Here is a 14,218-nt window from a genome sequence, read left to right as displayed (position 1 = left end):
GTAACATATTTTTTTCTCGAACGTACTTAGAGGAATAATCTGTTAACCAGCGTTTATGATAAAAAACTTCTTCAAGATCGCCTGGCGCGGCCTGCTGCGCAGCAAAGGATTTTCGGCTATCAATATTGCCGGACTGGTAGTAGGGATGGCCAGCGCCATTCTTATCTTGCTATGGATCCAAAATGAGATCAGCTATGACCAGTTTCATGAAAAGAAGGACCGTATTTATGAAGCCTGGAACCGGGCGGAGTTCAGCGGTGAGCTTAACTGCTGGAATACTACACCCAAAGTACTGGCACGGACGCTGGAAAGGGACCTGCCTGAGGTAGAGGCGGCTGTGCGGGTGGATTGGGGCAGCAACTTTCTTTTTACTGTAGGCGATAAGAAGCTGACGGTAAGGGGGAATATGGTAGATTCCAACTTCCTGCAGGTGTTTACTTTTCCTTTGTTGAAAGGCAACCCGGCGCTTGTATTAAAGGACATGCATTCTATTGTGCTGACGGAGACGCTGGCCCGGAAATTATTTGGCAAGGAAGAGCCCATGGGCAAGATCATCAAGATCGATAATAAAGAAAACTTTACGGTAACGGGCATCCTGCAGGACATGCCCAACAATACGCGGTTTAGCCGGGCTGAATACCTGGTGCCCTGGGCCTATAAACGCTTTTTGGGGGATGATGACGAGTACTGGGGCAATAACAGCACGCGCACTTATGTATTACTCAAACAAAATGCTACGCTGGCTTCTGCTGCTCCTAAGGTAAAAGTGATGAAGCAGCGGTATGCAAAAGATGAGCCCAAGTGGGAAATGTTCCTGTATCCATTGAGCAAATGGAGGCTCTATTCCAGCTTTACAAATGGTAAGGAAGATGGGGGAGGGCGGATCACTTTTGTGCGCCTGTTTGGTATAGTAGCTGCCTTTATTCTGCTGATCGCCTGTATCAACTTTATGAACCTCAGCACGGCCCGCAGTGAAAAACGTGCGAAAGAGGTGGGCATCCGCAAAGTGGTAGGAGCCCAGAAGTTTTCGCTGATCAGTCAGTTCATTGGTGAATCTATATTGCTGGCGTTTATTGCGGGGGTATTTGCAATCATAGTGGTACAGCTCAGTCTGGGTGGATTTAATACACTGACTGATAAACGACTCTATGTGCCTTATGGAAGTCCCTGGTTCTGGGTGGGCGGTGTAGTGTTTGTATTGTTTACGGGCCTGTTGGCAGGCAGCTATCCGGCGTTCTTCCTGTCATCCTTTAAGCCGGTGAAGGTGCTGAAAGGCACTTTCAAGAAAACGCAGGCATTGGTTGCTCCCAGGAAGGTATTGGTGGTATTGCAATTTACCTTTGCTATCATATTGATCATTTGTACGATCATCGTTAAGCAGCAGATCGATTATGCGCAAAACCGGCAAACGGGGTATGATAAAAACAACCTCATTTACCACAATTTCACCGGGGATATTGAGAAGAACTTTGAGCTGATCCGGCAGGAATTATTGTCTACAGGGACGGCTTCTTCGGTTACCAAGACCAGTGCGCCCATTACAGAAAGCTGGAGTGATGGATGGGGCCAGGAGTGGGAGGGGAAAGACCCGAATGATAAGACAGACTTCTTCCGGTACAATGCGGACGAAGGACTGGGTACTACAGCCGGCCTTCGATTTGTACAGGGGCGTGATTTTGACCTGAAGAAATTCCCTACGGACTCGCTGGGTATGATCATCAATGAATCGGCCCTGAAAGTGATGAAATTCAAGGACCCTATTGGTAAAATAGTAAAGGACAATGGTAAGGAGTGGCATATCGTGGGTGTTATTAAGGACTTTATTCTGACCAACCCTTATGAGCCTACGCGGCCCATGCTGATTGCCGGGGGAAAGGCCTGGTTCTCTACGATCCTGATCAAGTTTAACGCCAATAGATCCACTGCCAATAATCTCAAGACGGCAGAGACCATTTTCCATAAATACAATCCGGAGTACCCCTTTGACTTCAAGTTTGTGGATGAAGAGTTTGCCCGGAAGTTTGAAGATGAAAAGCGTACGGGTACGCTGGCTGGTTTATTTGCCGGGCTCACCATTTTCATTTCCTGCCTGGGTTTATTTGGTCTGGCCATTTACATGGCAGAGAGCCGGATCAAGGAGATTGGGGTACGTAAGGTATTGGGAGCCTCTGTTACAGGACTGGCTACCTTGCTGTTGAAGGATTTCCTGACGCTGGTGCTCATTTCCTTCGTGCTGGCTTCGCCGGTGGCCTGGTGGGCTATGCGTAGCTGGCTCAGTGATTATAGTTACCGGGTGCCTATTCAGTGGTGGGTATTTGCCCTGGCGGGTTTGGTGTCGGTGCTGATCGCGCTGGCTACGGTGAGCTACCAGGCTATCCGGGCTGCGCTGGCCAATCCGGTAAAAAGTTTAAGGACAGAGTAAAGACCAGATATATTTTCAGGACCCTGGGTTGACCCCGGGGTTCTTTTTTAAATGGTCTACAATAAAAAGTACACTTTGATCATTTTAGTAATGTGGCAAGATTTTCAATGACCTCCGGCGATTGTTTCTGGTATTGAAAAGGAGAGAAGCCCGCAAATTCTTTGAAGGCACGGATAAAGTGAGATTGATCGGCATACTCATTTTCAAAAGCAACATCTGACAATTTGGAGAAGTCGTTGTTCCTTAATTGTTTCAATGAGGCCTGAAAGCGACATATTCTTGAAAATAATTTAGGAGAAATCCCAATATATTCTTTGAATTTGCGTTCAAAGCTTCTTTCGGATAATTGCATCTCAATCTGTAACCCTTTCAAAGCTACATTTCCCTTTGACCGAGCGATCTCGGAAACGGCATAATGCATCATGTCGTTCCTGCGAGAATTGTTCCTTTCGGCCTGGGTATTGATCCAGGATGAAATGATCTCAATTTGCCCGGTAGTCGAAGTTGTATTCACCAATTGTTCTGATAGTGAAGATCCATCTGGTCTCACCAGTGTATTTGCATCCATGCAAGTATCGGTAAGTATACCGGCATTGAGTCCAAAAACAGCTTTTAATGCATTCGGTCGAAGGAAAATGCCCACAGCTCTCAATTTTCCTGTAGCATGGATCCTGGCATGTGTAGTAGCCTGGCCATACAAGAAAAAGCCTGGTAACAATTTGTCATTCTGGTAAAAAGAACCTTGTTCTACCGTTTGGAAAATGAGCCCGGGGCATCCATCAGCAAAGGTTTGGAACGAATGTGGAGTGGTACTGTCAGCAGGCGCTTCCAGGGTCCAAAAGGCACTGATGTATTCTTTCAGGTGCCCGGGTGGCGGTAATTGTTGGTATTTCATGGCTGGTGAAGATTACCTGTTGGGATGAAGTTACTAAAAATATAACAGCGATAAAAGCTTATAAACGCGTTACCTATACCCCTAAAATCTAATATCATGGACACCCTGGTGGCTATTTTTGCCAATTCACTTGTTAGCAGCCTCTTGCTATTTCAATCGATCAGACTACTGAAGAGAAGAAAAGCCCGCTTTCTTTCCATTGGATTACTGTTGTTGATGCTGCCAGCTACGCTTTGCTGGGCTGTATTTGGCTATCTGGACAACAAAGATGTGATGTTGGCCTGTGGTGCAGGCACTTTCCTGCTGAATGTGGTGACACTCTTTTTGTACATCCAGGCGCGGTCTTTCCGCAAAACGGCTATTTAGGTTAACCACCTAACTGCTGCAGCAGCTTTTTCAAAACGAAAATGGGTATTCTGATTGTATTTTGGTATATTCAGTAAACTTTCGTTCTGAAAAAGCTGCTTGCCATAACGCTGCTTATCGTTCACCTGTTCAACCTTGCAGGCTATTCTCTCTTATTTGACTATTTCATTGCCCGGTCTGATCAACAACTTGTGCGGCAGTTAGACGACAAGCAATACAATGATGCCGAACTGATCGAAGTTAAGTTGCCTTTACATTTGCCGTATTTGTCCAACTGGAATGAATATGAACGGATCAATGGCGAAATGGAGTACAACGGCATTTACTACAATTACGTGAAGCGAAAAGTGAGCAATGACACTTTATTTCTGCTCTGCCTTCCCAATCAAAGCAAAACCCGGTTTTACCATGCCCGGCATGAATATGCCAAACAGGTAAACGGTGGATCTTCAAGAGACAATAATGACAAACCGCTGGTTAAGAAGATCAATATAACTACGGAATACAATCAACCCCAGTTACAGTTTAGTTTTTCCTGTTTGGCCGAACCAGTCAGCTCCCCCCGTTACCACCTGGTTGCCCGGCTCATCCATCCTTTTATTAATGCCCGGTACAGACCTCCCCAGGTTTTATAGCATACCCGCATCTACATTTAATTACCTGCTATAAACCTATGTTTATGTGTTACTCCTTGTCCAGGGCGGCAGTCGGTATTGTTATACTGCTGCTGTTCGCTTCGTGTGAGCATGAAAATGTTCCTAATAAAGAAATGGTGAGTTTGCTGGCTTCCATTTCCAGGTCGGAATACAGCCCGCGCAATACTTTTTGCCCGGAGGCTAAACTACACTATTATGATTCGCTGCTTTCAAAGGCTTCCAATATTGCAGACTCTAACTTCCTGCAATATGCCGTTGCGCGTACAATGATCGAGCTGGGGGATGAAGAAAAGGCGATGCAAATGAGCGGAAGGCTTCTGCAGCACATACCGGTCTATGAGATCAGTCAAAAGCAGGCGGTCATGAAAAATATGGCGATAGCCTGTTTGCGGTTTGGGGAGCGCAGTAATTGTATCCGGTCGCACAGTGGAGAATCCTGTGTTTTCCCTATTGCCGGCAGCGGGATCCATGGCGATAAGACGGGCTCTTTAAAAGCCATTGAACTGTTTCAACAGATACTGGCCAGTGAACCAGATGATCTTGAATCGCGATGGCTGCTGAACATCGCGTATATGACTACCGGCGATTATCCTGCCGGGGTACCGCCCGCCTATTTGATCAAGGGGCTGGATGCCGATACGGCCAGTGGCATCAAACCTTTTATAGATGCCGCGATACCTGCAGGCCTTAATACGAACAATATGGCCGGCGGCAGTATTATTGATGACTTTAATAATGATGGCTACCTGGATATCATTACGAGCAGCTGGGGGTTGGGGCAGGGCATGCGCTATTGCAGGAATAATGGCAACGGCACTTTTACGGATGTATCTGAACCTTCCGGACTAAAGCATTTGACAGGCGGCCTCAACATCATGCAAACAGATTACAACAACGATGGTCTCAAGGATGTGTTTGTATTAAGGGGCGCCTGGAAAGAGAAATTTGGCAAAGAACCCAACTCGCTGCTGAAGAACAATGGCGACGGTACTTTTACAGATGTCACCAAAGAAAGCGGCCTGCTTTCGTTCAATCCCACGCAGGCAGCTACCTGGGCTGATTTTAATAACGATGGCTGGCTGGATGTATTTATAGGCAATGAAACAACCAGTGAAGATGATATTCTTCCCTGTGAGCTATATATGAATGACGGAAAGGGGCATTTTACAGAAGTAGCAGCGCGCGCCGGATGTGCTATTGTGGGGTTTGTGAAAGGGGTTACTTCGGGCGATTATGACAACGATGGATTGACGGATATTTTTATCTCTACTTTAAATGGCCGTAAAGTGTTGTTGAAGAATGGTGGGATACAGGGGAATAATATTGTGTTTACGGATGTGACAGCGCAGGCGGGCCTGGCCAATAACCGGACACGCACTTTCCCCACCTGGTTTTGGGATTATGACAATGATGGCTGGCTGGACATTCTTGTATCGGGTTATGAGTTTGAACGGTCATTGGCCTGGTATGCTGCGGAAGAGGCGCTGGGCAGACAGACTGGCAATTCCGGCAAGATATTCCTGTTCAGGAATAAGCATGATGGCAGCTTTGAAGATGTATCAGAGAAACTGGGGTTGAATAAGATTGCTTTTGCGATGGGCGCCAATTTTGGCGATATTGACAATGATGGTTATCTCGACATGTACTTTGGTACAGGCAACCCTTTGTTCCAATCGCTGGTTCCCAATAAAATGTTTAAGAACCAGGAAGGCAGGAGGTTTATTGACATCACCACGTCAGCACGCGTGGGCAATTTGCAAAAAGGACATGGGGTATCTTTTGCCGACCTGGACAATGATGGCGACCAGGATATTTATATTGATATGGGCGGCGCCTATATTGGGGATACGTATCAAAACTCCTTATATTTAAATCCAGGGCAAAACAATAACCGCTGGATCAATATTTCATTGGAAGGGGTTACAAGCAACAGGGCTGCCATTGGTGCAAAAATAAAAGTAACGTTCAGGGACAATGGTGTGGTCAGATCGGTATACCGTGATGTTAATTCCGGTGGTAGTTTTGGTTCCAATCCATTGTTGCAGCATATTGGTATTGGCCAGGCTACTGAAGTAGAAAGCATTGAAGTAAAATGGCCCACCAGTCAAGTTGTACAAACATTTAAGGGCATACCGGCTGGTGAACAGGTGGCTATACGGGAAGGAAATCCTTCATTGGTAAAGCATACGTATAACAGTGTTAATTTTTTGCTTGCAGGCAACAGGATCATCGATTGTGGGCCTGTTGAAAAAAAACTCAAATAGGTATAGGACCTACCTCATTATAACGCGCGGCTAGATCTTATAATGGAGGTGTGTGCCCGGAAAGGTAATGGTTACGGCAGTACCATCTCCTGTATTGCTTTCCCAGCAAATGGCGCCACCCAGGCTGTTCACATGTTGCTGCAGGTTATCGAGCCCTGATCCCGGGCTTAACTGTTCCCGTTTGAATCCAATACCGTCATCTTCGATGGTAAGCACCATATCATCATCGAGGTTGAGCTGTACCAGTACATGTTTGGCCTGCGCATGCCGGATAGCATTGTGCATCAGCTCCTGTGCAATGCGATAGGTGGCCAGTTCAAAGCCTTGCTCAAAACGAATGGGTTCTCCAAACCGGTAATAGGTGATCTCTGAGCGGCAACAGGGCGCCAGGTTTTGGCAGTATCGCTTGAGTGCTTCATCCAATCCATAGTTCTGTAAAACTTCCGGCATGAGGCTGTGGGCTGTTTTACGTACTTCATTGGATACTTCGTCCAGTAAAGAGAGGGCGGTTTGGAAGTTGGCCGACTCGCGGAAAGGATGTTGGGCCTGTACGGCAGTCAGGTGCATTTTTACAGCGGCGAGGGTACCGCATATACCATCGTGCAGGTTGCGTGCTATCCTGCTTCTTTCCTTTTCTTCTGCATTCATGATCAATAAAGCCTTTTGCAGGTCATTGCTGCTCCAGGGCGAGAATTGCAGGCCGGCATTGGCGCTGGCTTCGAGGGCTTTCAGCAAGGTGGAGTCATAAAAAACATGGGGGATGTTTACTGCTGCCTTGTCATAAACAAGCTCATTACAGGATTGGTTACCTGATACGGGGCAGTGAAATACAGTGGCATAATGGTCGGCTTCTGCCGCGGTTAAAGGCCAGGTAAAGTGAGCTGCCTGGGGGTTAATGCCGCTTTGGGTACCATCCTGGATGCCATTGCGGGTAAAAGCCATGGCGAGCTCTATCAACTGCCGGGTGGCAAAAGCGGCTTCGGCTGTTCTGTAATTGGGGGTGAGGATTACTTTTACCAGGTCTGCGGTTTCTTCCAGGTCATAGGCAAACACGGTATGCATGAGGGGCAGGTAGCGGGTAATGCGTTGGGTGCCTTCTATCATATTCCTGCTGTAGCGGTACAACTGGCCGATAATGCCCATGGCGTCGAGGTTGGAGATCTGGCCAATGTGCAAACCAAGCTGGGGATCGCCGGACAGGCGGCAGGCCGTGGCGAGAAACCCGCTGAAGGTAGCCATAGAAATAGGATGCCGATCGGTCTCGAGGGTATTGGTGCTGATACCTCCCTCCAGTAGCAGGGGTGCAGGTGCATAACCCAGTTTTTCATAGTACAGGAATATCACCCTGATCGACTCGCTCGTAACTGCATAAGTGTCCATGCCGGATTGATTGTATAGCGTTCGGTAAAGGGAGCAAAATTAACCGATCTGGCCTTTTTACCGGTCCCGCTCCTGTAATTACAGGGGCTTGTTTTAAGGCACGATGGTCGTAAATAAATAGGTGGCCAGGATGACCAGCAATACAATACCCTGCAGGATATTGGTACGGCCGGCGCCAAAGGAGATACTGATGGTGAACAGGGACAATACGAGCAGGAGGGTTGACTTGCCATCAATTCCCAGGGTGATGCTGAAGCCGGTGAAATAACTTACAATAGCTACAGCGGGTATGGTAAGGCCAATGCTGGCAAGGGCGGACCCCAGGGCGAGGTTCAGGCTGGTTTGCAATTGGTTTTTGTGAGCGGCCCGTAAAGCGGCCAGTCCTTCCGGCAAAAGGATCACGGAGGCAATAATGATGCCTACCAGGGTTTTGGGCGCACCCAGTTTTAATACAATAGCCTCGATGGTGGGGGATAGTTTTTTGGACATGATCACCACCACTACCAACGCTATTAATAAAAACAGGAGGCTGGCAAAGGTGGTTAAAGGGGAGGGTGGCGGGTCGGAAGGGGTGTCATCCGATTCGGAGCTTTCATCCTTAGGCAGGAAATATCCCCGGTGGCGCCCGGCCTGTACCATTACAAACCCAATATACAATACAAGTGATACAATGGCTACAAATATCAGCTGGCTGGTGGAGTATACCGGCCCGGCTTTGCTGGTGGTGAAGTTGGGCAATACTAGGGTCAATATGCTGATGGTGGTAAGAGTTACCAGGGAGGCGCTTACGCCCTGTTTCACATAAAGCTGTTCTTTATAACGATATCCTCCCAGCAGCAGGCAGGAGCCAATAATGCCGGTAAGGATGATCATTATGGCTGCAAATACGGTATCCCGGGCCAGGGTGGCTCCCTGCAATCCTTCAGACAACATAATGGTTACGATAAGTGATACCTCAATGATGGTGATGGCCAGGGCCAGGATGAGGGTACCATAAGGTTCTCCCACCTTGTGGGCCACTACTTCTGCATGGTGTACAGCACTTAGTACGACGGTGATCAGCGACACGCCCATCAATGCATCGACGATCCCTGAATGATCTTTGTCTATGATGAATAATAGTAACAGCCCAATGACAGGGCAGATCAGGGTCCATAAAGGCAATGCGATTTTCAGCCGGGGATGCAAATACTTCTGATGCGCCATGCTATGGTGGTTATAATGTTGAAAATACCGGGAAAATGGGGCTATCAACAAATGTAACAAAAAGGAGCCGGTATATATTCACTGACCTGATATATAAGCACATATCCTATTCATATTTTGATAACAACGGAAAACGGGCATTTCGGAAAATTACCGTATACATTTGCGGGTACCGGTTATGAACCATCAGTTACCTATCCATGATGAAAAGGAAGCAGCTTTTAATAAGCTGTACCATGCCTATTGGGAGTTTCTCTTCAGGCTGGCCTGCAAAAAGACCGGCTCCACAGAAGATGCTTATGATATCGTACACGACCTGTTTGCGGATATCTGGAAGAATTTTCACACCCTGCCTCCTTCCGGATCCGAGCGGCCATACCTGGTAGCCGCCTTGTACCACAAAGTGTTTAATTATTTCCGGTCCAAGGGATTGCAGGAAAAACACTATAAGAGTTTCGAAGCTTTCCTGGTACAACAATCTCCCGCCAACGAATACCATGCTACGGAAGAAGAAAAGGAGAAATGGGCCAATATCGATGAGGCTATTTCTACCGCTATTACGGGTATGCCTGGTAAGATGCGGGATATTTTTATCCGTAATGTATACCAGGAACAATCTATAGACCGGATAGCCGGCGACCTGCTATTATCCAAACAAACGGTTAAAAATCAATTACAGCTGGCCTCCAAACGTTTACGCGTAGCTTTCAAACGGGTATATATGTTCTTAACATTTTGGTAATACAAAACGTCTGGTACTTTTTTCCCGCTGTGTTACTACTCTTACATGCAACCCTCCAGACAATCTATTGAGCTGTTTATGCAGCGCTTTAAAGCCGGCGACTGCACACCGGAAGAGATCAACCTGTTCAGGAAGTGGATGGCGGAGGTGGAATGGAATGATACTGCTGATGAGTTGACGCCTGCCATGCTGGAATCGGTGAAAGCCCGTATGCATCAGCAGTTGATGCAGGAATTGAAAGCGGCGCCGGTAGTGCCCATGAAGCGGGGCGCCCTGGTGCGCAAATATGTGGCGGCAGCTGCCATCATTATCACCGTGGGAGCGGGTTCGCTGTTGTGGTTCCTCAAAGGCAGGCAGGGTACGGCCACGGAGCAATCGGCTGCTGCATTGTCGGTCATTGAAAATGACCGCAATGTGGTCCGAAAGGTAACGATGCCTGATGGCACCATCGTGTGGCTTAACCGCAACTCCCGACTGGAGTTTAATCATCAACAGTATAATCAAAAACAACGGTATGTGAAGTTGTCGGGAGAGGGCTTCTTTGAGGTCGCTAAAGATGCTTCACGACCTTTTGTAGTAGAGACAGGTAATATACATACGCGCGTACTGGGTACGGCTTTTAATGTTGAAGCCTACCAGCAGGAATCGGAGATCAGGATATCACTGGTGCATGGAAAGATTGCCCTGGAAGATAAAGCCAAATCGATCACGGCGGTGCTGGCGCCTGCGCAAACCATGCGTTACTCACGGGAAACGAAGGATTGGCAGCTATTACCCATGGCTGTCAATAATATCAATGCCTGGACCACAGGCGCGCTTGTATTTAATGAAGTACCGTTGGAAGAAGCGGTTGAGCGGATAGGCAGCAGGTATCACCTGGCGATTGATTACAACAAAGAACTTTTACGAAATAAACGGATCACGGCCATTTTTACCGTGAACGACTGGCAGCCAGCCCTGCGCAATGTACTGTTTGTACATGATCTGAAATTCTCTGTCATACAACAGAAAGTATTCATCACTGAATAATGCTGTAATAAAAAAGCAGTTTCCGGATACGTAACTTAAAACATAAGGATGATTGATATGACCTCAACTAACCGTTTACGCTGCCGCGTAGCTATACGCTGGCTATTCTGTACCTCATTGTGTTTAGTATGTAGCTTTTTTACCCATGCCCAACTTACCACGCTTACGGAGAAAGTAAGCATTAAACTCAGTAATACCACGGCTTTAAAAATATTGCAGGAACTGGACCGGCAAAGTGTGTATGCTTTTTCCTATACGCAAACCCAGCTGGATAAGATCAGTATTGCTGCTTTCAACCAGGAGCAAGTTACGCTTGGTAAAGCGCTTGAACTGCTGAGTGCACAGGCTGGACTGGTGTACCAGGTATCGGAGAAAGTGATTGCTGTAAAAGTAGCTGCACGTGTTGCGCCAGACCCTGCCGCCCTGCAGGGAAAGCCGGGAAAGATAAGTGGCGTGGTCCGCAGTGTGAATAATGAAGTAATGCCCGGTGTAAGCGTTTCTGTAGAAGGGATGGAAAAAGGTATTACTACTTCTGTTTCGGGAGACTATGTGGTGACGCTGCCTGCCGGCACGTATACCTTACTGGTGTCTTTTATTGGTTACCAAACGAAACGGATCTCGGATGTCGTTGTAAAAGAAGGGGAATTAACAGACCTGAGTGTTGCCCTGGAGCGAAAAGATTCCAGGCAACTGGAAGCAGTAGTAGTTACCAGCAGTGCCCGGCGTGAATCGGTAAAGGCGCTGTTAATGACGCAAAAAAACAACGCCAGCATGACGGATGGGATCAGTGCAGAACAGATACGGGTAACGCCGGACAATAATACCGGTCAGGTATTGAAGCGGGTGAGTGGTATTACGGTGCAGAACGACAAGTTTGTCACTATCCGGGGGGTGAGTGACCGCTACAATAACGTGTTGATCAATGGCGCTTCGCTACCCAGTACAGAGCCTAACCGGAGAAACTTCAGTTTTGATATCATTCCGAGTTCTTTGGTGGATAATGTAGTGGTCAATAAAACGGCTACGCCTGATCTGCCGGGGGAGTTTACGGGTGGCCTGGTGCAGGTGAACAGCAAAGATGTGCCAGCTGAAAATTTCCTGCAGGTATTGGTAGGAACGGGATTCAATACGGCCAGCGCCAATAAGGATTTTTTAAGTTTTAGACGCGATAAGCAGGCTTCCATTGGGAGGATCGATGCTGACAGGAAATGGTTTGGTGATGGCAGGGCCTTTGACCAGTTGCAGTATATCAAATCGCTCTATGCAAAAGATACTGCCACCATTCGCCGCATTAATAAACAGATACCGGATCGCTGGCAACGGTATAGCGCCCCTTATATGCCCCAGCAAAATTACCAGTTGTCGGGTGGCGTCAATAAGCGTTTTGCCAATAATCAATCGTTGGGTTTTGTAGCAGCAGTTACTTATCTGAACGAACAATTCTATGAGGAAGGCAACGCGCGGAGCCTGCAGAATTATGATTTCAATATCCAGCGTTACCGGTATAATACCACTATTGGCGGGTTGTTCAATATGGCGTATAAATCAAAGAAGCACAAGATCGCCTGGAAAAACCTGTATAACGACAAGTACTCTAATCAGTTTGATGATCGCTATGGGTACCAGATCAGTAATTCAAGATTTGAAAACCGGAGCGGAGAGGTTACGCTCAGCAGCCGTATGATGCAAACCAGGCTGGAGGGCGAGCATACTGTTTCGCGTGCCGATATCAGGATCAACTGGTACGGCGACTACATTAAATATACGCGTGAGCAGCCGGATGGTCGTTTCCTGGTGGGTACGGATGTTGATTCGGGCAAACATATGTATCGTTATAATTTCAATGAAAGAAGTCTTTTCTGGGGAGGATTATATGCCTCTCAATTAAAAGAAAAGCGTTACAATACCGGCGTCAATGTAAGCGTACCTTTTCAGATAGCCAAAGAACGGCAGTTATTTAAAACCGGATATGCCTATTCAAAGCGTGATGCTGATTTTGATGCTACGGGCTTGCGGATAGTGGAAGCGGCTGGCGCTTCCTATACGGAGGGGATGCAAGGATTGCCTTATGCGGAAATTGTATCACCTGCAGCTGTTGCAGCAGGAAAGGTGGAATATACACCTTCTTATATAAGGAACGGGACAACGGGCGACCGGTATACGGGTAAGCAGATACTGCAGGCTGGTTATGCCATGCTTGACCTGAAGGTGCTGAAAAAGCTGCGCCTTACGGGTGGACTTCGTTTTGAAGATAATGAAATGACACTCTCCACGGTATTCTATGACGCCAATGGCAGCTCCGCTTTTCATGATTCTGCCTACAGGGAAAAAGACTGGCTACCTTCGGTGAACATTATTTACAGTGTAACTGATAAATTCAATATCCGGGGAGCTTTCAGTAAAACACTGGCAAGGCCGGAATTTGTAGAGCGCTCACCTTATATCTATTATGATTTTGTTGAGCAGGTGCAGGTAATAGGTCAATATGCACTGGTAACCTCAAGGATCAAGAACTACGACATCCGTTTTGAATATTATCCCTCAGGCAATGAAATATTTTCCGCTTCTCTTTTTTACAAAGACTTTGATAAACCGGTAGAGCGTTTTTACCTGTTGGGCAATCCGACCAATGCAGTGATGTACCAAAACCTTCATAGTGCAACGGCAAAGGGATTTGAGGTTGACCTCCGGAAGTCCTTTGACTTCATAAATCCCACACTTCCATGGCTATCTAACCTGTTTATCAGCGCCAATTATACTTACCTGAAAGGGGAGATCAGTTACCTCGTAACCAAGAGCCCCTATACGCAAAAGGATACCAATTTTGTAGCAGATGGCAAACGCCCGATACAGGGGCTTTCACCCTATATTATTAATGCCGGCCTGAACTACCAGGGAAAAGTGTGGGGCTTCAATATCGCCTATAACCGCTTTGGCAGACGGATCGTAAACGGAGGGACCAATGCTACCATCATTCAATATGAAAATTCAAGGGATATAGTAGATATCCAATTAAGTACCAAACTATTCAAGCAAAAGGCCGAACTCAAATTTAATATTGGCGATCTGCTGAATCAATACACCATTATTTATTCTAATAATACCAATGGCCGGAAGGAAGGTTATCCCTATCCGACTGAAGGGGATAACAATGATCCCAAAGGAGATGCTTATAACGAAGCGCTCGACTTTGAAAATTACAAAGTGAAAAGAGGCGCTAATTTCCTGATCACACTGAGTTATAAATTATAAACCATT

At 46.9% G+C, this 14,218-nt stretch carries 10 protein-coding genes; 7 read left to right on the top strand and 3 right to left on the bottom strand.

The features are described from left to right. Window positions 1–55: 55 nt before the first annotated feature. The gene (locus D3H65_RS10580) at window positions 56–2,422 is read left to right on the top strand and encodes an ABC transporter permease (protein ID WP_119050283.1); all 2,367 of its coding nucleotides are present in this window, start codon (window positions 56–58) and stop codon (window positions 2,420–2,422) included. A 79-nt stretch (window positions 2,423–2,501) separates the two neighbouring features. Here the strand turns inward: D3H65_RS10580 and D3H65_RS10575 are convergent, their stop codons facing one another. Continuing rightward, a complete protein-coding gene (locus D3H65_RS10575; RefSeq protein WP_119050282.1) occupies window positions 2,502–3,317 on the bottom strand; it encodes a DUF6597 domain-containing transcriptional factor in 816 nt (271 codons plus the stop codon). Between the two features lie 96 nt (window positions 3,318–3,413). Between D3H65_RS10575 and D3H65_RS10570 the strand changes: the two genes are divergently transcribed. From D3H65_RS10570 to D3H65_RS10560, 3 genes are all read left to right on the top strand, one after another. Beyond that, the gene (locus D3H65_RS10570; RefSeq protein ID WP_119050281.1) at window positions 3,414–3,683 is read left to right on the top strand and encodes a hypothetical protein; all 270 of its coding nucleotides are present in this window, start codon (window positions 3,414–3,416) and stop codon (window positions 3,681–3,683) included. 191 nt (window positions 3,684–3,874) lie between these two features. Further along, the gene (locus D3H65_RS10565) at window positions 3,875–4,318 is read left to right on the top strand and encodes a hypothetical protein (protein WP_119050280.1); all 444 of its coding nucleotides are present in this window, start codon (window positions 3,875–3,877) and stop codon (window positions 4,316–4,318) included. Between the two features lie 44 nt (window positions 4,319–4,362). Beyond that, complete coding sequence (locus D3H65_RS10560; protein WP_119050279.1) at window positions 4,363–6,603, top strand: CRTAC1 family protein; 2,241 nt, start codon at window positions 4,363–4,365, stop codon at window positions 6,601–6,603. Between the two features lie 30 nt (window positions 6,604–6,633). Here D3H65_RS10560 and D3H65_RS10555 read toward each other — a convergent pair whose 3' ends face one another. Together D3H65_RS10555 and D3H65_RS10550 are read right to left on the bottom strand one after the other, a co-directional pair. Next, window positions 6,634–7,983: an AraC family transcriptional regulator ligand-binding domain-containing protein gene (locus D3H65_RS10555; RefSeq protein ID WP_119050278.1), complete on the bottom strand. Its 1,350-nt coding sequence runs from the start codon at window positions 7,981–7,983 to the stop codon at window positions 6,634–6,636. A gap of 93 nt (window positions 7,984–8,076) precedes the next feature. Next, complete coding sequence (locus D3H65_RS10550; protein WP_119050277.1) at window positions 8,077–9,189, bottom strand: calcium:proton antiporter; 1,113 nt, start codon at window positions 9,187–9,189, stop codon at window positions 8,077–8,079. A gap of 178 nt (window positions 9,190–9,367) precedes the next feature. On the opposite strand from D3H65_RS10550, the gene D3H65_RS10545 reads away from it, so the two are divergent. From D3H65_RS10545 to D3H65_RS10535, 3 genes are read left to right on the top strand one after another with little or no spacing between them, the layout of a single operon-like run. Beyond that, the gene (locus D3H65_RS10545) at window positions 9,368–9,931 is read left to right on the top strand and encodes a sigma-70 family RNA polymerase sigma factor (protein WP_119050276.1); all 564 of its coding nucleotides are present in this window, start codon (window positions 9,368–9,370) and stop codon (window positions 9,929–9,931) included. A 45-nt stretch (window positions 9,932–9,976) separates the two neighbouring features. Beyond that, window positions 9,977–10,960, top strand: coding sequence for a FecR family protein (locus tag D3H65_RS10540; protein ID WP_119050275.1), 984 nt, complete (start codon window positions 9,977–9,979; stop codon window positions 10,958–10,960). 57 nt (window positions 10,961–11,017) lie between these two features. Beyond that, window positions 11,018–14,212 carry a TonB-dependent receptor gene (locus tag D3H65_RS10535; protein ID WP_162915543.1) on the top strand — a complete coding sequence of 1,065 codons (3,195 nt, stop codon included), beginning with the start codon at window positions 11,018–11,020 and terminating at the stop codon, window positions 14,210–14,212. The last annotated feature ends 6 nt before the right edge of the window (window positions 14,213–14,218 follow it).

This window comes from Paraflavitalea soli (assembly GCF_003555545.1).
Taxonomy (GTDB): Bacteria; Bacteroidota; Bacteroidia; order Chitinophagales; family Chitinophagaceae; genus Paraflavitalea; species Paraflavitalea soli.
Note: the sequence above shows the minus strand (reverse complement) of the source record. Positions and strands in the feature narration are given on the sequence as shown.

Bases quoted from the DNA above. Each gene is read 5' to 3' on its own strand.
- D3H65_RS10540 (WP_119050275.1), top strand. From the start codon at position 9,977: ATGCAACCCTCCAGACAATCTATTGAGCTGTTTATGCAGCGCTTTAAA.
- D3H65_RS10555 (WP_119050278.1), bottom strand. From the start codon at position 7,983: ATGGACACTTATGCAGTTACGAGCGAGTCGATCAGGGTGATATTCCTG.
- D3H65_RS10535 (WP_162915543.1), top strand. From the start codon at position 11,018: ATGACCTCAACTAACCGTTTACGCTGCCGCGTAGCTATACGCTGGCTA.
- D3H65_RS10545 (WP_119050276.1), top strand. From the start codon at position 9,368: ATGAACCATCAGTTACCTATCCATGATGAAAAGGAAGCAGCTTTTAAT.
- D3H65_RS10575 (WP_119050282.1), bottom strand. From the start codon at position 3,317: ATGAAATACCAACAATTACCGCCACCCGGGCACCTGAAAGAATACATC.
- D3H65_RS10550 (WP_119050277.1), bottom strand. From the start codon at position 9,189: ATGGCGCATCAGAAGTATTTGCATCCCCGGCTGAAAATCGCATTGCCT.
- D3H65_RS10570 (WP_119050281.1), top strand. From the start codon at position 3,414: ATGGACACCCTGGTGGCTATTTTTGCCAATTCACTTGTTAGCAGCCTC.
- D3H65_RS10560 (WP_119050279.1), top strand. From the start codon at position 4,363: ATGTGTTACTCCTTGTCCAGGGCGGCAGTCGGTATTGTTATACTGCTG.
- D3H65_RS10580 (WP_119050283.1), top strand. From the start codon at position 56: ATGATAAAAAACTTCTTCAAGATCGCCTGGCGCGGCCTGCTGCGCAGC.